General features: G+C 72.0%; 21 protein-coding genes. 17 read left to right on the top strand and 4 right to left on the bottom strand.

Translation table 11 applies throughout. The annotated features are described in order from the left end of the window. Positions 1-34: 34 nt before the first annotated feature. On the bottom strand, positions 35-472 hold the full coding sequence (locus tag NIE111_RS25360; protein ID WP_238686834.1) for a ferritin-like domain-containing protein: 438 nt from the start codon (positions 470-472) through the stop codon (positions 35-37). Beyond that, positions 469-996, bottom strand: a complete 528-nt coding sequence (locus NIE111_RS25355; protein ID WP_238686833.1) for a hypothetical protein — start codon at positions 994-996, stop codon at positions 469-471. Before NIE111_RS25355 ends, NIE111_RS25360 begins: the two co-directional genes overlap by 4 nt. Positions 997-1151: 155 nt before the next feature. Here NIE111_RS25355 and rimP point away from each other — a divergent pair, with 155 nt between their 5' ends. The 9 genes from rimP to NIE111_RS25310 all read left to right on the top strand — a co-directional run bounded on the left by rimP (position 1152) and on the right by NIE111_RS25310 (position 9119). After that, a complete protein-coding gene (gene rimP / locus NIE111_RS25350; RefSeq protein WP_238686832.1) occupies positions 1152-1841 on the top strand; it encodes a ribosome maturation factor RimP in 690 nt (229 codons plus the stop codon). Beyond that, complete coding sequence (gene nusA, locus NIE111_RS25345) at positions 1838-2881, top strand: transcription termination factor NusA (protein WP_238671748.1); 1044 nt, start codon at positions 1838-1840, stop codon at positions 2879-2881. The genes rimP and nusA overlap by 4 nt, the downstream gene beginning before the upstream one ends. Positions 2882-2897: 16 nt before the next feature. Then, the gene (locus tag NIE111_RS25340; protein WP_112624296.1) at positions 2898-3230 is read left to right on the top strand and encodes a YlxR family protein; all 333 of its coding nucleotides are present in this window, start codon (positions 2898-2900) and stop codon (positions 3228-3230) included. 93 nt (positions 3231-3323) lie between these two features. Then, complete coding sequence (gene infB, locus NIE111_RS25335) at positions 3324-6341, top strand: translation initiation factor IF-2 (protein WP_238686831.1); 3018 nt, start codon at positions 3324-3326, stop codon at positions 6339-6341. 90 nt (positions 6342-6431) lie between these two features. Continuing rightward, a complete protein-coding gene (locus NIE111_RS25330; protein WP_091400377.1) occupies positions 6432-6728 on the top strand; it encodes a DUF503 domain-containing protein in 297 nt (98 codons plus the stop codon). Between the two features lie 127 nt (positions 6729-6855). After that, complete coding sequence (gene rbfA / locus NIE111_RS25325; RefSeq protein WP_112624086.1) at positions 6856-7356, top strand: 30S ribosome-binding factor RbfA; 501 nt, start codon at positions 6856-6858, stop codon at positions 7354-7356. Then, entirely contained in the window at positions 7353-8402 is a 1050-nt protein-coding gene (locus NIE111_RS25320; RefSeq protein WP_238686830.1) for a DHH family phosphoesterase, read from the top strand. The genes rbfA and NIE111_RS25320 overlap by 4 nt, the downstream gene beginning before the upstream one ends. A gap of 100 nt (positions 8403-8502) precedes the next feature. Continuing rightward, complete coding sequence (locus NIE111_RS25315) at positions 8503-8910, top strand: hypothetical protein (protein WP_238686829.1); 408 nt, start codon at positions 8503-8505, stop codon at positions 8908-8910. Beyond that, positions 8910-9119, top strand: a complete 210-nt coding sequence (locus NIE111_RS25310; protein ID WP_238686867.1) for a DUF6186 family protein — start codon at positions 8910-8912, stop codon at positions 9117-9119. The genes NIE111_RS25315 and NIE111_RS25310 overlap by 1 nt, the downstream gene beginning before the upstream one ends. Positions 9120-9564: 445 nt before the next feature. Here the strand turns inward: NIE111_RS25310 and NIE111_RS25305 are convergent, their stop codons facing one another. Next, entirely contained in the window at positions 9565-10407 is an 843-nt protein-coding gene (locus NIE111_RS25305; RefSeq protein ID WP_238686828.1) for a hypothetical protein, read from the bottom strand. Positions 10408-10605: 198 nt separating this feature from the next. Between NIE111_RS25305 and NIE111_RS25300 the strand changes: the two genes are divergently transcribed. The 8 genes from NIE111_RS25300 (at position 10606) to NIE111_RS25265 (ending at position 19854) form a co-directional block, all read left to right on the top strand. Next, positions 10606-11928, top strand: a complete 1323-nt coding sequence (locus NIE111_RS25300) for an MATE family efflux transporter (protein WP_238686827.1) — start codon at positions 10606-10608, stop codon at positions 11926-11928. A 90-nt stretch (positions 11929-12018) separates the two neighbouring features. Continuing rightward, on the top strand, positions 12019-12903 hold the full coding sequence (gene truB / locus NIE111_RS25295; RefSeq protein WP_238686826.1) for a tRNA pseudouridine(55) synthase TruB: 885 nt from the start codon (positions 12019-12021) through the stop codon (positions 12901-12903). A gap of 77 nt (positions 12904-12980) precedes the next feature. Further along, complete coding sequence (locus NIE111_RS25290; protein WP_196921595.1) at positions 12981-13910, top strand: bifunctional riboflavin kinase/FAD synthetase; 930 nt, start codon at positions 12981-12983, stop codon at positions 13908-13910. A gap of 199 nt (positions 13911-14109) precedes the next feature. Beyond that, positions 14110-14379 (top strand): 30S ribosomal protein S15, encoded by a 270-nt coding sequence (rpsO, locus tag NIE111_RS25285; RefSeq protein ID WP_030337594.1) that lies wholly within the window; start codon positions 14110-14112, stop codon positions 14377-14379. Positions 14380-14606: 227 nt separating this feature from the next. Further along, a complete protein-coding gene (locus NIE111_RS25280) occupies positions 14607-16997 on the top strand; it encodes a polyribonucleotide nucleotidyltransferase (protein WP_238686825.1) in 2391 nt (796 codons plus the stop codon). A gap of 47 nt (positions 16998-17044) precedes the next feature. After that, positions 17045-18442 carry a M16 family metallopeptidase gene (locus tag NIE111_RS25275; RefSeq protein ID WP_238686824.1) on the top strand — a complete coding sequence of 466 codons (1398 nt, stop codon included), beginning with the start codon at positions 17045-17047 and terminating at the stop codon, positions 18440-18442. A gap of 97 nt (positions 18443-18539) precedes the next feature. Beyond that, a complete protein-coding gene (gene dapB, locus NIE111_RS25270; RefSeq protein ID WP_274531649.1) occupies positions 18540-19316 on the top strand; it encodes a 4-hydroxy-tetrahydrodipicolinate reductase in 777 nt (258 codons plus the stop codon). Between the two features lie 67 nt (positions 19317-19383). Continuing rightward, positions 19384-19854 carry a GNAT family N-acetyltransferase gene (locus tag NIE111_RS25265; RefSeq protein ID WP_238686822.1) on the top strand — a complete coding sequence of 157 codons (471 nt, stop codon included), beginning with the start codon at positions 19384-19386 and terminating at the stop codon, positions 19852-19854. A 123-nt stretch (positions 19855-19977) separates the two neighbouring features. Here the strand turns inward: NIE111_RS25265 and NIE111_RS25260 are convergent, their stop codons facing one another. After that, complete coding sequence (locus tag NIE111_RS25260; RefSeq protein WP_238686821.1) at positions 19978-20559, bottom strand: GNAT family N-acetyltransferase; 582 nt, start codon at positions 20557-20559, stop codon at positions 19978-19980. Positions 20560-20588: the final 29 nt, after the last annotated feature.

The raw sequence follows: 20588 nt of genomic DNA, 5'->3' as shown, positions 1-20588 counted from the left end.
CCTGGTATGCGTACCGCAACCGGAGTGGACCGGCTCAGGCCGGTCGACCGGGAAACGGGACAGTCAGCGGGGTCGACCCGGCAGTCTTCCGCCACCGGGTGGCCCGCACGGCGTACTCGACAAGGGCGGCCAGCGCCTGGTCCCGGTCGGCGCCCGTGGTGGACGCCAGGGCCGCCCGCCAGTGGGCGGCAGTGCGCTCCTCCACCTCGGCGGCGAGCCGCAGGGCGCTGGCCCGGTCGGTGACCGGGAACGGCAGGGCGTACCCGGCGCGGTCCGGCGGGACCACGCCGCCGGCCGTGGTGAGCTGCACCACCAGCGCGTCGCGTCGACGTCGATGCGCGGCCTCAGCCTGACGTGCCGCGTCCCGCGCCGCTCCGCTGAGCCGGACACCGATCCGTCCGTAGGCGTAGATGGCCGCGTACTCGGCGGACAGGGCGGAGGCGAGTGCCTCCTCGGCGGACGGCTGCCTCACTTCAGTGCCTCCTGGTGAGTCGCCCGAGCGGCGACGATCGACCCGAGCAGTGCCGCCCGCTCCGCGGGCGCCGCGGTGCAGGCGGCGGTGGCGGACTGCTGGGCGGTCTTCTCCAGCGCCCGCAGGGCGGCGCGCGCGCCGTTCGGATCGGCGGCCGGGGCCGTGGTCGGGGCGGCGGAGGCCGCCGACGGGACCGTCACGCCGATCACCCGGGCCAGCTCGGTGGCGTGCGCGGTGTGCGTCTCGGCGATCGGGTTGAGCCGGTCGGCGAGGTCGGGATGGGCGGTCGCGCTCGCCCGGTACGCGGCGGCCAGCGCGAGTGACTCGTCCACCATCGGCCGCAGCGGGTCGGGTGGCGGGGCTGGTTGGTCGTCGCGGTCGAAAAGATCACAGCCGGTCAGCGGCGTCACGGCGCCGCCGAGCACCAGCAGCGCGCCGGCACTCAGGAGCTTTCGCCGGGAATGTCCGGATGCTTGGTCGCGCTGTGTCGTTCTGCCGTTCCCCACCGGCCAAGTCAACACCATCCGTGCCGCTCCGGGGGTCACCGGCGTCGGTGCGCCGCCCGGTCCGCCGCCGGGCAGGCGCGTTACGCTCTGCGCAACCACCGGCGTGTCCACTCCGGTGGCGTGCCGGCATGGCGGGACTACCGGTCCCCGTCGACCAGGGAGAGGGTGCGGAGATGACGCAGCGTGGCCGTGCCACCAGGCCGACGGGTCGACCCCGCGGTGCTGCGGGCCCCCGCGGCGGTGACCTCGCCGCACGGCGGGACCGACTGCGGGCCGTGATCGAGCCGGTGGTCAACGACGCCGGCTACGACCTGGAGGACCTGTCGGTTTCCCGGGCCGGCCGCCGGCACGTGGTGCGGGTGATGGTGGACACCGACGGCGGGATCGACCTGGACGCCGTCGCGGTCGTCTCCCGCGCGGTCTCGGCCGCGCTGGACGCCGCGGAGGAGACCGGTGGCGACATCGTCGCCGGCGAGTACCAGCTGGAAGTCAGCTCACCCGGCGTCGACCGGCCGCTCACCCTGCCCCGCCACTGGCGGCGCAACGTGGGTCGACTGGTCAAGGTCACCGCCCGGGGCGCGGCCGCGCTGCCCGGCCAGCGGGGCGAGCAGCCCGCCGGTGACCGTCAGCTGACCGGCCGGGTGGTCGCGGCCGACGACGAGGGCGTGCACCTGGAGACCGACGACGGCCGCGCCACCTGGGCGTACGCCCAGTTGGGCCCGGGCCGTGTGCAGATCGAGTTCACCCGGCTCGCCGAGCTCGGTGAGCCGGACGACGAGTTCGACGACGCGGATGATTCCGACGAGATCGACGATTCAGACGACATCGACGACGAAGATGATGTGGAGGACGAGGAGAGGTGAACATCGACCTCGCGGCGCTGCGCGCACTCGAGCGCGAGCGGGAGATCCCGTTCGACACGATTCTCGCGGCGATCGAGACCGCGTTGCTGACCGCCTACCGGCACACCGACGGGGCCGAGCCGCACGCCCGGGTGGAGATCGACCGTAGGTCGGGCGCCGCCCTGGTGTACGCGCAGGAGATGGATGCCGACGGCAGCCTGGTGCGGGAGTGGGACGACACCCCGCACGACTTCGGCCGGATCGCCGCCATGACCGCCAAGCAGGTGATCCTCCAGCGGTTGCGGGAGGCCACCGACGAGGTGCACTTCGGTGAGTACGTCGGCCGCGAGGGTGACCTGGTCACCGGCGTGGTGCAGGCGCACGAGACGCGTACCGAGAAGGGCATCGTCAGCGTCGACCTGGGCAAGCTGGAGGGCGTTCTGCCGCAGTCCGAGCAGGTGCCCGGCGAGCGGTACGCGCACGGCGAGCGGGTCCGCTGCGTCGTGGTGCATGTGGCCAAGGGCATGCGCGGGCCGCAGATCACCCTGTCCCGGTCGCATCCGGCTCTGGTCAAGAAGCTCTTCGCGCTGGAGGTGCCGGAGATCGCCGACGGCACCGTCGAGATCGGCGCGATCGCCCGTGAGGCGGGCCATCGCACGAAGATCGCCGTCCGCTCCACCACCCCCGGGGTGAACGCCAAGGGCGCCTGCATCGGCCCGATGGGTCAGCGGGTGCGTGCCGTGATGAGCGAGCTGCACGGTGAGAAGATCGACATCATCGACTGGTCGGACGACCCGGGCACCTTCGTCGGCAACGCGTTGTCGCCGGCCAAGGCGCTGCGGGTCGAGGTGGTCGACCTGGCCAACCGGGCCGCCCGGGTAACAGTTCCCGACTTCCAGCTCTCGCTCGCCATCGGTCGGGAGGGGCAGAATGCCCGACTCGCGGCCCGTTTGACCGGTTGGCGGATCGACATTCGTTCCGATGCGGAGCAGACCGCGCCGGCGGCGCGTGGGGTAACTGATCACGTGCGGGAGCCGGGCGGCGCGATCTCGGGGAGCTAGGGGTAGACTTCCTCCAGTGGTACGACGCGCGCAGCCGGAGCGCACCTGTGTGGGTTGCCGGCAACGTGCGCCGGCCAGCGAATTGCTGCGAATCGTCGCGGTCAGGGACGAGGCTGGTCACAGCCTCCGGCCTGATCCGCGCCGCAGGCTGCCGGGTCGGGGAGCGAACATGCACCCGGATCCGGCCTGCTTCGCGCTGGCGGTGCGGCGCCGCGCCTTCGGGCGTGCGCTGCGCAGCACCGAGGTCCTCGACCACGGTGCGCTGGCGGAGCACGTCGATGCGCCAACCACTACGTCCGGTCAGCCCGACCGGGCGAGGGTCGCTAGCAGGGTAGGACGACCGACATGAGCACACGATGAAGTCCCTGAAATGACCAGGCTTCAAGTGCACGAGTGAGGTCGCTGCGGGTGCTGCCCGCACGACCTCGGAGTGAGGAGTGCAGTGGCAGGCAAGGCCCGCGTACACGAGCTTGCAAAAGAGCTCGGGGTCGAGAGTAAGACCGTTCTCGCCAAGCTGAAGGAAATGGGCGAGTTCGTGAAGTCCGCGTCCAGCACCGTCGAGGCGCCCGTCGCCCGGCGGCTGCGTAACGCATTCGTCGCGTCCGCCGGAGCCCCGGCTCCGGCCGCCCCGTCGGCGCCCGCGTCGACGCCGGCTTCAAACCCGACCCCGACGCCAACCCCGGCCCCGGGCGCGCCCCGGGTCTCGGCCAAGCCGATGCCGCCTCGGCGGCCGGCCGCGCCGGCACCCGGTCCGAAGCCCAAGGGTCCGGTTCCCGGCGCGCCGCAGACGGCGACCCCGGTCGCCAAGCCGGCGAGTGCCCACGACATCGAGGTGGCGGCCGCGGAGGCGCGTGCCGCCGCGCTGAAGGCTGAGCAGGAGGCCGCGGTCAAGGCCGCGCAGGCCGCCCGCCAGCAGCAGCGGGACAACCCCGTTCGCCGGGAGCCTCCGGCAGACGGCGGTAACCGCCCCGGCCCTCGGCCGGGTCCGGCGGCGATGCCGCCCCGTCCCGGTTCGCCGGCAGCTCGACCGAGCACGCCGGCTCCCGGTCCGGGTGCCCGGCCGGGCGGTCGTCCGCCGGCGCGCGGTGCCGGTAACAACCCGTTCGGCATCCAGGGTGGCCAGCAGCAGCGGCCCCCGGCCGCCGGTGCGGGTGGTCCTCGGCCCAACACCCCGGCGGGCATGCCGCCGCGGCCGAGCCCGAACTCCATGCCGCCGCGGCCCAGCCCGGCGTCCATGCCGAGCCAGCGGCCGGCTGCCGGTCGCCCCGGTCCCGGTGGCGCCGGTCGTCCCGGTGGCGGCGCAGGTCGTCCCGGTGGCGGTGGCGGCGGTTTCCGTGGCGGTCCCGGCGGTGGCGCCGGTGGCGGTGGCGGTTACCGCGGCGGCCCCGGTGGCGGCGCGGGTGCCGGCGGTGGCGGTGGCTACCGTGGCGGTCCCGGCGGCGGTGCGGGTGCTCCCGGTGGCGGTTTCCGTCCGGGTGGTCCGGCCGGTGGCGGCGGTCGTCCGGGTGCGGGCGGTCGTGGCCGTGGCGGCGGCGCCGCGGGTGCCTTCGGGCGTCCGGGTGGTCGGCCGACGCGCGGTCGCAAGTCCAAGAAGCAGCGCAGACAGGAGTTCGACAACCTGTCGGCTCCGACCATGAGCTCGGGTGCTCCCCGGGGTCAGGGTCAGATCGTCAGGCTCTCCCGTGGCGCCTCGCTGTCGGACTTCGCCGACAAGATCAACGCCAACCCGGGTTCGCTGGTCCAGGAGATGTTCAACCTGGGCGAGATGGTGACCGCGACCCAGTCCTGTTCTGACGACACCCTGCACCTGCTGGGTGAGCACCTGGGCTTCGACATCCAGATCGTCAGCCCGGAGGACGAGGACCGCGAGCTGCTCGCGCAGTTCAACATCGACCTCGACGCGGAGGTGGCCGAGGAGCGTCTGGTCAGCCGTGCGCCGGTGGTGACCGTCATGGGTCACGTCGACCACGGTAAGACCAAGCTGCTCGACGCCATCCGTAAGGCGAACGTGGTGGCCGGTGAGGCGGGTGGCATCACCCAGCACATCGGTGCCTACCAGGTCCACGTCCCGCACGAGGGCGAGGACCGGGCGGTCACCTTCATCGACACCCCGGGTCACGAGGCGTTCACCGCCATGCGTGCTCGTGGTGCCCAGGTCACGGACATCGTGATCCTGGTCGTCGCGGCCGACGACGGTGTGATGCCGCAGACGATCGAGGCGTTGAACCACGCCAAGGCGGCCGACGTGCCGATCGTGGTCGCGGTCAACAAGGTCGACAAGCCGGACGCCAACCCGGACAAGGTCCGCCAGCAGCTGACCGAGTACGGCCTGGTCGCCGAGGAGTACGGCGGCGAGACCATGTTCGTCAACGTGGCAGCCAAGCCGGGCATCGGCATCGAGGAACTGCTCGAGGCTGTCCTGCTGACCGCCGACGCGTCGCTGGAGCTGACCGCTCCGATCGACGGGCCGGCGCAGGGTGTGGCCATCGAGGCGCACCTGGACAAGGGCCGCGGTGCGGTGGCGACGGTGCTGGTGCAGAAGGGCACCCTGCGGGCAGGCGACTCGATCGTCGCCGGTGGGGCGCACGGCCGGGTCCGGGCCATGCTCGACGAGAACGGCAACCAGCTCACCGAGGCTGGGCCGGCGCGTCCGGTCATGGTGCTGGGTCTGACCGCGCCTCCCGGTGCGGGCGACACGTTCCTCGCCGCGGCGGACGACCGCACGGTGCGGCAGATCGCCGAGCAGCGACAGGCACGGCGACGGGCGGCGTCCTTCGCCAACTCCCGTGGTCGGGCCACCCTCGAGACGCTCATGGAGCAGCTCAAGGAGGGCGAGAAGACCTCGCTCAACCTCATCCTCAAGGGCGATGTCTCCGGTTCGGTGGAGGCCCTGGAGGACGCGCTGTTCAACCTCGACATCCCCGAGGAGGTTCAGCTCAAGGTCCTCGACCGAGGCGTGGGCGCGATCACCGAGAGCAACGTCATGCTCGCGAGTGCCTCGTCCGAGCCGGTCACGATCATCGGCTTCAACGTGCGGGCCTCCAACAAGGTCCGCGAGATGGCCGACCGCGAGGGCGTGGAGATCCGGTACTACACCGTCATCTACCAGGCCATCGAGGAGATCGAGGCAGCGCTCAAGGGCCTGCTCAAGCCGGAGTACGAGGAGGCCGAGCTGGGCAGCGCGGAGATCCGCGACGTCTTCCGCTCGTCCAAGATCGGCAACATCTCCGGTTGCATCGTCCGGTCGGGCATCATCCGACGCAACGCGAAGGCTCGCCTGCTTCGGGACGGGGCGGTCGTGGCGGACAACCTCACGATCACCTCGCTCAAGCGGTTCAAGGACGACGCCACCGAGGTCCGCGAGGGCTTCGAGTGTGGTCTGACCCTGGGTGGTTACAACAACGTCCAGGTCGGCGACGTCATCGAGACCTTCGAGATGCGGGAGAAGGTTCGCGCCTGATCCGGCAGTGACACGCTGATCAAGGGGTTTACGCCACCCGGCGTAAACCCCTTGATCATGCGGGGCGGGTTGGCGGTATCGTCCGGGGCGATGTTCACCGGAACCGCGGTCTTCGACCTGCTGCTGCCGGGCGACTCCAGGTCGCTCAAAGCCAAGAGATCATATGTACGGCCGATCGTGGCGGCGCTGCGCCGCTTCGAGGTGTCGGCCGCCGAGGTGGGTGCGCTCGACCTGCATGGTCGAGCGCAACTGGCGGTGGCCGTGGTGGCCGCCGAGACGGCGCACGTCCGCGAGGTGCTCGACTCCTGTGAGCGCCTGGTGGCCAATCGCCCCGAGGTCGAGTTGCTGTCGGTTCGACGCCGGCTCTACGGCGTGGACGACGACTGACCACGGTGCCCGGCTGTGCCGGGCGACCGGAGCGGCCCCGAAGGTAATGTTCGAGATGTTGGCCGGTCGGCCGGCGGCCTCCGGGCCGCCGGGTCGACCGGAAGCAGGACGCCGTGGAGGTGGCGAGATGTCTGATCCGGCCAAGGTACGCCGGCACGCGGAACGGGTGCGTGAGCTGGTCGCGTCGGTGGTGCGGAGCCAGATCAAGGACCCGCGGCTCGGGATGATCACCATCACCGACGCCCGGATTACCGCTGACCTGCGTGACGCGACGGTCTTCTACACAGTGCTCGGTGACTCGGTGGCCCAGGCGGACACCGCGGCGGCGCTGGAGAGCGCCAAGGGGCTGCTGCGCAGCACTGTCGGCAAGGCCCTCGGGCTGCGCCACTCGCCGACGCTCACGTTCGTCCTCGACGACGTGCAGGACCAGGTCAAGCACATCGACGACCTGCTCGCCGCCGCTCGCAACGCCGATGCCGAGGTGCAGCGGCTCGCCGCCCAGGCGAAGTACGCGGGCGAGGCCCAGCCGTACCGGGTGGACGACGAGACCGATGAGGCCGACGAGACGGACGAGGCCGACGAGGCCACCGACGTCAAGGAAACCCCGCGGGGTGGGGAAACGCGGTGACCAGCACCGCCAGCGCCCCGTTCGCCGGGGCAGCCGGGCTCGGCCCCGCCGAGGCGGACTGGGCCGCGGCCGAGGCGTTGGTGCGGGCTCTCCCGCCGACCGCCCGGGTGCTGCTGATCTGCCACATCAACCCGGACGGCGACGCGCTGGGCAGCATGCTCGGCTTCGGTCTGGGTCTGCGGCAGTTCGGCGTACGCGATGTGCAGGCGACCTTTCCCGGGCCGCCGGAGCTGCCGGAGCCGTTCCGGGGACTGCCCGGGCTGGACCTGCTGGTCCCGGCGGACGCCGCCGACCCGGCGCCCGATCTGGTGATCTGCTTCGACGCGGCGAGCGAGTCGCGTCTCGGCGAGTTGGCCGGGCGGTTGTCGTCGGCGGGTGCGGCGCTGGTGCTCGACCACCATGCCTCCAACCCCGGGTTCGGCACCGTCAACCTGGTCGACCCGGGTGCGGCGGCCACGTCGGTAGTGGCCGAGCAACTGCTGGCCCGGCTCGGGGTGGTGGTGGATCCGGCCATCGCCGAGTGCCTCTACGTGGCGCTGACCACTGACACCGGCTCGTTCCGGTTCGAGGCGACCACTCCGGCGGTGCATCAGATGGCCGCCCGGTTGTTGGCGACCGGCATCTCACCGGGTGACATCTCCCGGCGGGTCTTCGACACCCGGCCCTTCGGCGCGGTCCGCCTCTTCGGTGAGGTGCTCGGCCGCGCTCGACTGGAGCCGGCCGCCGCCGGAGGTCGGGGCCTGGTCTGGACCTTCGCCACCCTCGACGACCTGGCCCGGCACGAGCAGCGGCCGTACGTGCTGGAGGCGCTGATCGACTCCGTGCGCTGCACCGCTGAGGCTGACGTGAGCTGTGTGGTGAAGCAGACCAGGCCCGCCGAGTGGGCGGTGTCGATGCGCAGCAAGGGCGCTGTGGACGTCAGTCGGGTCGCGGTGGCGCTGGGCGGTGGTGGGCACACGTTCGCGGCCGGGTTCACCGGTCGGGGCACGGTCGAGCAGGTGGTCGAGTCGATCCGCGGTCAGTTGGACGCGGCGCTGATCGACTGACGCGCTTCGGCCGCCATCGATCCGTCGGTCCGGAAGATCAGGGTCAGCTCCGGGGAGTGTTGGTCTTCCCGCGTTCCGTGATACCGGGAAGAATTGCGGGATGGAGCAGCCGCACGACCTCACCGTTGAGGCCCCCCGCGCCTGGGACCGGCCCGCCGTCTCCGTTCCCGTCCTCGTCTGCCTGTCGCTCGTCGGTGGCCGGTTCGCGTCCTTCTCCACCGAGGCGAATCTGTTCACCCTCGGGACGGGTGGGGTGCTGATCTGGCTCGGTCTGAGCAACCGGGTCCCTCGCCGGCCGGCGCCGCGCCGGCTGGGCACGGGAGCGGCCTGGTGGGCGGTGCCGGTGGTGGTCTTCGGGGTCTTCGAGGGCGTGACGTTCGTGCTGGCCGCCGGCGATGACTTCCCCACCTTCTCCCGGCTGGCCGATCCTCTCCTGGAGGATCAACTGACCCGGTCGGCAGCCTGGTTCGCCTGGTTGGCCGCCTTCTGGGGGCTGGTGCGGCGATGATGCGCGCGCTCGCGATCGGCGGCTTCCTCGCCGCGTTGGTCCTCTTCGCGGTGGTCGAGTGGATGGCCCGGCGGGAGGGGTCGCGGATCCCCACCCTCGGCGAGGTCTGTGCCTACGTGATGCGCTACGAGGTCGGTCCGGTGCCGGTGGGCCGGATCGGTCTGTTCGGGTTCTGGTGGTGGCTGGGCTGGCACTTCCTGGCTCGCTGAGCCGGGTTGCCGACCGTCCAAATGGCGGGAACCGTAAGCAGTATGTGGACCTGAACGATAACTTGGGAGAAGGCCGGTGCCGCCTGGCGGTGCAGGTCATGGGCGGTGGTGCCACACCCCGTGCCGCCTCCCTCCAGGGTCGGATCGACCCGGGCTCACGCTGCCCAGTCGGCTGCTCCGGTAACCCCGGACCGCCGTGGGGCGCTCAGCAGGACCGCCCGTGAGGGCCGCCGCGTGTCGGCGGCTCACGCCCTGGGAAGAGGAGCGCCACCATGCCGAACAAGCCCAAGACCGAGACCACCACCGACGACGCCCGCGAGCAGGCCCGCCGCGCGCTGCAGACGTCGATGGACACCCGTCAGTGACTCGTCTCGACCGGTGGTGACGCCGCCGCCGCGCCGCGCCGACGGCATCACCGTCCGGTCACCAGTGGGGGTCGAGTCGTTCAGGACAGGAACGTGTCCAGGGCCGCCTCGATGGTGCCGGAGTCCGGCGTCGCGTACGCCCTCATGGTGGTCTTGTCGTACGAGATGAAACTCGGGCACCTGTTCGTCGGGGCGGTCACGGTGCCGCCGTCGCCGATCTTCTCGGCGGTCCTGGCCGCGTAGAAGGTCAGGGTGTAGCGCGACGAGACGTAGTCGATGGTGACCGCCTTCTCCGCCTTGTCCTTGTACTGACACTTCTTCGGGGCGCCCTGGCTGCCCTGGTCGAACTTCAGGCAGCCGACCACCGACACCTTCTGGTAGTCCGCGCCCTTGGCGTAGTAGGACTTGTCCGACGGGACGTACGTCGACGACCAGGACGTCGGCCGGTCGGGGTTGTTCGAGAACGTGTACGCCTTGGCGCCGGCCGGGCCGCCGTAGGGTGCCGCGTTCAGGATCGGGCTGCCCTCGCAGACGTTCGCCATGTCGCTGGAGTAGCGGGCGGTCATCGCGTTGTTGTTCGGTGGATCCGCCGGCCCCGGCGTGGGGACGGTCCCGGTGCCCGGCGTGCTGCCGGTGCCCAGCGTGGGGGTGGAGGACGTCCCCCGTGCGGGCTCGTCGTCGTCGTAGGCGAGCAGGATGCCGATTCCCGCGCCGCAGATGGCGAGTATGACGACCACCGCGCCGGCGACCAGCCCGATGATCAGGCCCTTGTTCGACTTGTCCGGCGCCGGCAGTGGTGCGCCGTAGTACGGCTGGGGTGGTGGCTGTCCGTATGGCGGGTAGCCGCCCTGCTGCGGGGCCGGCGGGCCGCTCCAGGGGGTGACGTTCGGGTCGGGCGGAGGGTAACTGTCGCTCACTGTCATAAGGCCTATCGCTGTCGTGGTGCCCCCCGCGTGGGAGCCTCGGACAGGGTAGTGAGCGCCGCAAACCGGGATGCCGGCGACAGGGGGGCGTATCAGGGCCTCGATCCTCGGTGAGTCCGCCGAGCTGGTCGAGAGGTGGGTCCGTAAGTCACCGCTGGCCTTGTGCTCCTTACCGCAGCCGTGCCAGGATCGGCGGCGATGAACCACGCCACCACCGCTCACCGACCCGCCTCACCCCGGCGGATCGCCGCGCTCGCCCTGCCGGCCCTCGTGGTGCTCGCCGCCGAGCCGCTCTACGTGCTGGTCGACACCGCAGTGGTCGGTCACCTCGGCCGGGTGCCACTCGCCGCGCTCGCCGTCGGCGGCACGGTCATGACGCTCACCGCCTGGGTGGGCACAGTGGTCGCCTACGGCACCACCGGCCGCGCGGCCCGCCGCTTCGGCGCGGGTGACCGGGCCGCCGCGGTCGCCGAGGGCGTCCAGTCGTCCTGGCTGGCGTTCGGTGTCGGCCTGCTGATCGCGATCGGCATGCAGGTCGGCGGCGGCGCGCTCGCGCGTACCCTCGCCGGTGGTGGTGGCGAGGTCGCCGACGCCGCCGCCCAGTGGTTGCGGATCGCGGCCCTCGGCGCTCCCGGCCTGCTCCTCGCCGCCGCCGGCAACGGCTGGCTGCGCGGCGTGCAGGACACTCGCCGCCCCCTGTACTTCGTGCTCGGCCCCAACCTGCTCTCCGCGCTGCTCTGCCCCCTGCTGGTCTACCCCGGCGGGCTGGGTCTGGTCGGCTCGGCGGTGGCGAACGTCGTCGCGCAGACGCTCTGCGGGGTGCTCTTCGCCGCAGCCCTGGTCGGCGAGCGGGTGTCGCTGCGCCCCCAGCCTCGCGTGATCCGCCAACAACTGGTGCTCAGCCGGGACCTGCTGATCCGTGGGCTGGCGTTCCAGGCCAGCTTCCTGTCCGCGACCGCCGTCGCCGCCCGCTTCGGCGCCGCCGCCGTCGGCGCCCACCAGATCGCCCTGCAACTCTGGTTCTTCACCGCGCTGGTGCTCGACGCCCTCGCGATCGCCGCGCAGTCCCTGGTCGGTGCCGCGCTCGGCGCCGGCGACGACGCGGGTGCGCGGGCGCTCGCCCGCCGGGTCGGGCTGCTCGGCGGCGTCTGCGGCGTGGGCTTCGCGCTACTCGTCGCCGCCGGCGCGGGCGTGGTGCCGTCGTGGTTCAGCTCCGATGCGGGGGTACGCGAGCAGGCGATGGTGGCCTGGCCGTGGTTCGTCGTCATGCTGCCGCTGGCCGGGGTGGTGTTCGCCCTCGACGGCGTGCTGATCGGCGCCGGCGACGTGCGTTACCTGCGCAACCTCACCATCGTGGCGGCGCTCGGCGGCTTCCTGCCGGCCATCTGGCTGGCGTACGCGCTCAACCTCGGGCTGGGCGGCATCTGGGCCGGGCTCACGGTGTTCGTGGTGATCCGGCTGGTCGCCCTGCTGCTGCGACTGCGCGACGGCAGGTGGGCGGTGACCGGCGCGGTCCGCTGAGAGCCCTTGCTGGCGCTGCCGGTCGTCCGGGTCACGCAGGGGCCTGCCCACGCACTCTCCGGTACCGGTCGTCTGGCAGGCTTGGCCGACGTGAGCACCGATGGTCTGATCGTTGTCGACAAACCCGGCGGCATGACGTCGCACGACGTGGTGGCGCGCATCCGCCGACTGGCGAAGACCCGACGGGTCGGGCACGGCGGCACCCTCGACCCGATGGCGACCGGCGTGCTGGTGATCGGTGTCGGCCGGGCCACCCGGCTGCTGACCTACGTGATCGGCGCCGGCAAGAGCTACACCGGCACCATCCGGCTCGGCCAGACCACAGTCACCGACGACGCCGAGGGCGACGTGACCGCCACCGTGCCTGCCGCGCAGGTCACCGACGACGCGATCCGGTCGGCGCTGGCCGGGCTCAGCGGCGAGGTCGACCAGGTGCCGAGCGCGGTCAGCGCTATCAAGATCGACGGGCAGCGGGCGTACAAGCGGGTTCGCGACGGGGAGAGCGTCGAGCTGCCGGCGCGGCGGGTCACCATCTCCCGGTTGGAGGTGCTGGCGATCCGTCGCACCGAGCCGGACGTGGTGGACGTGGACGTGGACGTGACCTGCTCCTCCGGCACGTACATCCGGGCCATCGCCCGGGACGCCGGCCTGGCGCTCGGCGTCGGCGGGCACCTCACGGCGCTGCGGCGTACCGCGGTGGGTGGCTTCACCCTCGCCGAGGCGGCGACGCTCGACGAGCTGGAGCAGCGCGCCCCGGACGTGGTGAACCTGCCACTGGACGCGGCGGCCGACCGGTTCTTCGCGCGCCGGGAGGCCACGCCGGACGAGGCCCGGGTGCTCGCCCACGGTGGGCCACTGGACCCGGCCGGCCTCACCGGACCGTACGCCGTCTTCGGGCCGGCCGGCGGCCTGATCGCTATCGTCAGCGAGCGGGACGGGCGCGCCCGCGCGGAGATCGTGCTCGCACCGGCCTGACAGTGCAGCGCAGGTCCGTCGGCCCGCAGCCGGCGGTGTCGACCCGCCGTGCCGGCGGGACAGCAGAGAGGAACGGCATGCAGCGGTGGCGGGGCTACGACGCGGCGCCCGGCGGGTGGGGACGCTCGGTGGTCACCATCGGCGTCTTCGACGGCGTACACAAGGGGCACCAGGCGACGATCGGGCACGCCGTGGCCCGGGCCCGCGAGTTGGGCGTGCAGTCGGTGGTGGTCACCTTCGACCCGCACCCGGCCGAGGTGGTCCGCCCCGGTTCGCACCCGGCGGTGCTCACCGAGCCGGCCCGTAAGGCCGAGCTGATCGAGGCGCTCGGCGTGGACGTGCTCTGCGTGGTGCCGTTCACCCCGGAGTTCTCCCGGGTGCCGGCCGAGCAGTTCGTGCACGACGTCCTGGTCGAGCACCTGCACGCGGCGTTGGTGGTGGTCGGCGGCAACTTCCGCTTCGGGCACCGGGCCGCCGGCGACGTGGCGTTGTTGGAACGGCTGGGCCAGACGTTCGGCTTCGGTGTGGAGGGCGCCCCGCTGGTCGCCGAGGCCGGCACCGTCTTCTCCTCCACGTACATCCGGTCCTGCGTCGACGCGGGTGACGTGGGCGCGGCGGCCGCCGCGCTGGGCCGCCCGCACCGGGTGGAGGGCGTCGTGGTCCGCGGCGACCAGCGGGGCCGGGAGTTGGGCTTCCCCACCGCCAACCTGCTCTGCCACCGCTACGCGGCGGTGCCCGCCGACGGTGTGTACGCGGCCCGGCTGATCCGCCGCGGCCAGCACGAGCCGTTGCTGGCGGCGGTGTCAGTGGGCACCAACCCGACCTTCTCCGGCCGGGAGCGGCGGGTCGAGGCGTACGCGCTGGACTTCTCCGGAGACCTGTACGGCGAGCGGCTGGCCCTGGACTTCGTGGCGCACCTGCGTGGTCAGATCCGGTACGACTCGATCGAGCCGTTGATCGCCCAGATGAATCAGGACGTCGAGCGCACCCGGCGCGTACTGGCCTGATCGTGGCGGGGTGACGGGCCGCCACCGAGGCCCTTCGCCGGGTGTTACCGGCGAGTGCTGGTAGTCTTGCCGGGACGTCGGGTGACCGGCGTGGGGCCTCGCGTGCCTGCTCGACGCCGCGGGTGCGAGGAACCGGTCCGTTCCCGGTCCACCGGGACGACGGACACCCACTTGATCAACCCATCGAAACAGGGAGAACATGGCGCTCGATCAGGAAGCCAAGGCCAGCATCCGCGCGGAGTACGCGACCGCCGAGGGCGACACCGGTTCGCCGGAGGTCCAGGTAGCGGTCCTCACCAAGCGGATCGCCGAGCTGACCGAGCACCTGAAGGTGCACAAGCACGACCACCACAGCCGCCGTGGGCTGCTGCTGCTGGTCGGCCGGCGCCGTCGGTTGCTCAACTACGTCCAGAAGAAGGACATTGCCCGCTACCGGTCGCTCATCGAGCGGCTCGGTCTGCGCCGGTGACGTGACGGGGGAGTGGCCGGACGGCCGCTCCCCCGTACCGCGTCCCACCTGAGGAAACACGGGCCGCGCGACCACCCGAGAGGGAGCCGGTCAGCGTACCGGTCTCCGGTAGTGGCCCCCGGGAACCCCGGCATCATGCCGGCCACCCGGGCGCTTCGATCGAAGACCGGCCGGCTGAGCAGCTCCCCGATGTCGTGGGCCCACGACGCGAAGGAGCACGACAGCACATGACCGAGACCAAACTCGGCACCGAATCCCGCACCGCCGTGATCGACAACGGGTCCTTCGGCACCCGCGAGATCACCTTCTCCACCGGTCGGCTGGCTCGCCAGGCCGCCGGTTCCGTCATCGCCCAGCTGGGCGAGACGGTGGTTCTCTCCGCCACGACCGCCGGTAAGCACCCGAAGGAGCAGTTCGACTTCTTCCCGCTGACCGTCGACGTCGAGGAGCGGATGTACGCCGCGGGCCGCATCCCCGGCTCGTTCTTCCGCCGTGAGGGTCGGCCCAGTGAGGACGCGATCCTCACCTGCCGGCTGATCGACCGGCCGCTGCGCCCGTCGTTCGTCAAGGGCCTGCGCAACGAGGTCCAGGTCGTCGAGACCATCCTCGCGCTCGACCCGCAGCACCCGTACGACGTCGTGGCGATCAACGCCGCCTCGATGTCGACCAAGCTCTCCGGCCTGCCGTTCTCCGGCCCGATCGGTGCGACCCGCGTCGCCCACATCGACGGCCAGTGGGTGGCCTTCCCGACCCTGGAGGAGCTGGCTCGCGCCACCTTCGACATGGTCGTGGCCGGCCGCACGCTCGAAGACGGCGACGTCGCGATCATGATGGTCGAGGCCGAGGCCACCCCGAACGCCGTCGCCCTCATCTCGGCCGGTGCCACCGCCCCGACCGAGGAGGTCGTCGCCAGCGGCCTGGAGGCCGCCAAGCCGGCGATCCGTGAGCTGTGCCGCGCGCAGAGCGAGCTGGCCGAGGTCGCCGCCAAGCCGGTCACCGAGTTCCCGGTCTTCCTGGACTACCAGGACGACGTGTACGACGCCGTCTCCGAGCTGGCCCGTGGCGAGGTGGCCGAGGCGATCACCATCGCCGGCAAGGCCGACCGCGAGGAGGCCCTGGACCGGGTCAAGGCCCGGGTCGCCGAGGAGCTGGGCGCCCGGTTCGAGGGTCGCGAGAAGGAGCTCAGCGCTGCCTTCCGGTCGCTGACCAAGTCCGAGGTGCGCAACCGCGTGCTGCGCGAGCAGGTCCGGATGGACGGGCGTGGCCCGCGCGACATCCGGGCGCTGACCGCCGAGGTCGGCGTGCTGCCCCGGGTGCACGGTTCGGCGCTGTTCGAGCGGGGCGAGACCCAGATCCTGGGCGTCACCACGCTGAACATGCTCCGCATGGAGCAGATGGTGGACACGCTGTCCCCCGAGAACCGCAAGCGCTACATGCACAACTACAACTTCCCGCCGTACTCGACCGGTGAGACCGGTCGGGTCGGCTCGCCGAAGCGTCGCGAGATCGGCCACGGCGCCCTCGCCGAGCGCGCGCTGATCCCGGTGCTGCCGTCGCGCGAGGAGTTCCCGTACGCCATCCGGCAGGTGTCGGAGGCGCTCGGCTCCAACGGCTCCACCTCGATGGGTTCGGTCTGCGCGTCGACGCTGGGCCTGCTCTCCGCGGGTGTCCCGCTGAAGGCGCCGGTCGCCGGCATCGCGATGGGGCTCATCTCCGACGAGGTGGACGGCAAGACCCAGTACGTGACGCTGACCGACATCCTCGGTGCCGAGGACGCGTTCGGTGACATGGACTTCAAGGTCGCCGGCACGCCGGAGTTCGTCACCGCGCTCCAGCTCGACACCAAGCTCAACGGCATCCCGTCGGACGTGCTGGCCGCCGCGTTGCAGCAGGCGAACGAGGCCCGGCAGGTCATCCTCGGGGTCATGAAGGCGGCGATCGAGGCTCCGGCCGAGATGTCCGACTACGCGCCGCGGGTCACCACCGTCAAGATCCCGGTGGACAAGATCGGCATGGTGATCGGCCCGAAGGGGCAGACCATCAACGCGATCCAGGACGAGACCGGCGCCGAGATCTCCATCGAGGACGACGGCACGATCTACGTCGGCGCCACCAACGGGCCGTCGGCCCAGGCGGCCGTCGACCGGATCAACGGCATCGCCAACCCGACGCTGCCGAAGCAGGGCGAGCGGTTCCTCGGCACGGTGGTCAAGACCGCCGCGTTCGGCGCGTTCGTCTCGCTCCTGCCGGGCCGTGACGGCCTGCTGCACATCTCCAAGGTGGGCGACGGCAAGCGGGTCGAGCGCGTCGAGGACTTCCTCAACGTCGGTGACCGGGTCGAGGTCGAGATCGCGGACATCGACGCCCGCGGCAAGATCTACCTCGACAAGGTCCGCCCGGAGGGCACCGAGGCTCCGGCCGCCGGTGAGGCCGCCGCTGGCGACCGGCCGGCTGGTCGGGACCGGGGCGACCGGGCTCCGCGTGACCGCGGCGACCGTGAGCGTGGCGGCGACCGTGGCGGTCGTGGCCCGGAGCGCGGCGGCGAGGGCGGCAACGGCGGCGGCGGCGAGGGTGGCGAGGGCGGCGAGCGTCCGCGCCGTCGGACCCGGCACAGCTGATCGTCGTACAACGCATCACCCACCCCTCGTCGAACCGGGAGCACGTCGTGAGTCGGGCCATCAGCGCGCCGTTTCCACCGGATCGACGGGGGGTGGCCCCGTCTCGGGACACCGGGGCGGGCCGCTCCGGCGGCACCGCCCGGGCGGTGACCCGGACGCTCAGCGACGACCCGCTGGGCGGCACGGTACGTCGTACCGTGCTGCCCAGCGGTCTGCGCGTCCTCACCGAGGCGATTCCGGCGATGCGCAGCGTCTCGTTCGGCATCTGGGTGGCGGTCGGCTCGCGTGACGAGACCGGCCCGCAGGCCGGTGCCGCGCACTTCCTCGAGCACCTGCTCTTCAAGGGCACCCACAAGCGCACCGCACTGGAGATCTCCTCGCAGATCGAGGCGGTGGGTGGCGAGACGAACGCCTTCACCACGAAGGAATACACCTGCTACTACGCCCGCGTGCTGGACGAGGACCTGCCGCTGGCGATCGACGTGATGTGCGACCTGGTCGCGGACTCGCTGTTGGAGCCGGCCGACGTCGAGACCGAGCGTGGCGTGATCCTGGAGGAGATCGCCATGCACGACGACGAGCCCGGTGACGAGGTGCACGACCTCTTCGTCGAGGCGGTCTACGGCGATCACCCGCTGGGCCGGCTGATCTCCGGCACCGCGGAGACCGTCACCCCGATGACCCGGCGGCAGATCCAGAGCTTCTACCGGGGTCGCTACACCGCGCCGCAGATCGTCATCGCCGCCGCCGGCAACCTCGACCACTCCGCGGTGGTCAAGCTGGTCCGTCAGGCAGTGCGGGGCACCCCGCTGGACAGCGACCCGGCCGGCCCGGCGCCGCACCGCGCGGCGACCCCGGCGGTACGCACCAAGCCGGCGACCACACTGGTGGAGCCGAAGGAGACCGAGCAGGCACACGTCATCCTCGGCTGCCCCGGCATCGACCGGCTCGACGATCGGCGGTTCGCCCTCGGGGTGCTCAACAACGTGCTCGGTGGCGGCATGTCCAGCCGCCTGTTCCAGGAGATCCGCGAGCAGCGCGGCCTCGCGTACTCGGTCTACTCCTACGCGAGCCAGTACGCCGACACCGGCCTGTTCGCCGTCTACGCCGGCTGCGCGCCGGGCAAGGTGGACGAGGTGCTGGCCCTGACCCGCGCCGAGCTGGCCCGGGTGGCCGCCGACGGGCTGACCGAGGCCGAGGTGGCCCGGGGCAAGGGGATGAGCAAGGGCTCGTTCGTGCTCGGCCTGGAGGACACCGGTTCCCGGATGAGCCGGCTGGCCAAGGGTGAGCTGCTCTACGGCGACCTGATGCCGGTCGACGAGCTGCTCCGCCGGGTCGACGAGGTCACAGTGGAGGACGTGAACGTCCTCGCCGCCGAACTGCTCAGCCGGCCGATGTCGCTGGCCGTGGTGGGCCCGTTCGGCGCCGGCGACTTCGCGGTCTGAGGTCTGCCGCCCGGCCCGGTCGAGGCGGCCCGGTCGGGTGTCCCGGCCGGTGGAGCACAGCGATCCGGCCGGAAGGGCCCGTCCCGATTGGGATAGGTTGTGCCCCGTGACTGACGAGCGGGGAAGGACTCCGGCCCAGCAGCTGCGGGTCGGCGTCTTTGGTGCGCGTGGGCGAATGGGCATCGAGGTCTGCAAGGCGGTCGACGCCGCCGACGATCTCGCCCTGACCGGGGCGATCGACCAGGGCGACAGCCGATCCTCCGTCTCCGCTGCCGACGTGGTCGTCGACTTCACCACGCCGGACGTCGTCATGGACAACCTCCAGTGGTGCGTCGAGCAGGGCATCAGCGCGGTGGTCGGCACTACCGGCTTCACCGAGCAGCGGCTGGAGCAGGTGCGCGGCTGGCTGGCCGACAAGCCCGAGGTGGGTGTGGTCATCGCCCCGAACTTCGGTATCGGCGCGGTGCTGATGATGCAGTTCGCCGCGCGGGCCGCCCGACACTTCGAGTCCGTCGAGATCATCGAGCAGCACCACCCGCGCAAGCTGGACGCCCCGAGCGGCACGGCCACCCACACCGCCCGGCAGATCGCCAGGGCCCGCGCCGAGGCCGGCCTCGGGCCGGTCCCGGACGCCACCAAGGACGAGGTGCCGGGTGCGCGCGGCGCCGAGATCGACGGGGTACGTGTCCACGCGGTGCGCGCCACCGGCCTGGTCGCCCACCAGGAGGTGCTGTTCGGTGGCACCGGCGAGACGCTGACCATCCGGCACGACTCGTACGACCGGGTGTCGTTCATGCCGGGTGTCCTGCTGGCCGTCCGCGCGGTGCGCAACCGTCCCGGCCTCACCGTCGGCCTGGACGCCCTGCTCGACTGACCGGCCCACGTCGGTCCGGGGTGAAACCTGGTCGCGGCGCGGGTCCGGCCGGCCCTAGGCTGCCCCGATGATCGATGGTGGACATGGTGACCGGGCCGGGCGCCGAGTGACGCTGCGGCCGGTCGACGACGACAACTGGCGGGCGGTGGCCGACGTCGCCCCGCGCGACGACCAGCGCCGGTTCGTGGCGGCGTTGGGCGCGCGTTACCTGCTGCTGAGCATGCGCTCCGAGGTGTGGAACTCGCTCGCGGTGTACGCCGACGAGACCGTCGTCGGCCACGTCATGTGGGGCGTGGACGACGACGGTTCGCACTGGATCGGCGGGATGCTGATCGACGCCGCCGAGCAGGCCCAGGGCGTCGGCCGGGCGACGGTGCAGACGCTGGCCCCCTGGCTGGCCGCCCGGGATGGCAACCCCCCGGTCCGCCTGTCGTACCACCCCGACAACACGCCGGCCGCAGCCCTCTACGCCTCCCTGGGCTTCCACCCCACGGGTGCCGTGGACGACGACGAGCTGATCGCCGAACGAACCCCCTGAGCCCCGCGATCTTGCACTTTCTGTCGCGACATAAGGCGCATCTCACGCAACTCGACAACCGAAACTGCAAGATCGCCGGGTTGTCGCCCACCACGGGCGAGGAGGGGGCACCTGGTCAGCGGCTCACTCGGCCGGTACCTTCTCGGTCGGCACGCCCACGTGCAGGCGCACCTGAGGCACCAGCATGTCGTCGACGTCCAGCGCCCGGGCCGCGCCGTCGAGCTCCCACCCGGTGCTGGTCAGGAACTTGCGGGTCGCCTCGTCACCGTCGAACGCCCAGGCCACCGCACGACTCATCCCGTCCTCCCGCCACAGGTCGACGGCGGCCGCGAGCAGTCGACTGCCGTGCCCGCGCCGGCCCCACCGGGGCTCGATCAGCAGATCGGTCACCGCCGCCACGTCCGGGCCGAGCGCGTCGGCCGGCTCACCCGGGGCCAACGCCTCGGCGTCGGCCGGGCCGGAGGCGGCGAACCCCACCAGATACGATTGCTCGGCCTGTTCGACGGCGACCAGCACCCGGTGCGCGCCCGAGGGCGGCTCCAGCACCGCAGCGCTCCACCGCCGGGCGAGGAACGCCTCGTCCAGGTTGTCGAGCACATGCCGAGGCAGGATCCGGCGGTACGCGACCCGCCAGGTCGCGAGCTGGATGCGTGCGATCTCGCCGGCGTCCTCGGGACGCGCCGGGCGGACGTACCCGAGAGCCATGGGACGGAAGCCTACGCAAGGCGAGGGAG

It is taken from the genome of Micromonospora hortensis (assembly GCF_022230935.1).
Classification (GTDB): domain Bacteria; phylum Actinomycetota; class Actinomycetes; order Mycobacteriales; family Micromonosporaceae; genus Micromonospora; species Micromonospora hortensis.
The sequence above is the reverse complement of the archived record's forward strand: the minus strand, read 5'-3'. Positions and strand labels throughout refer to the sequence as shown.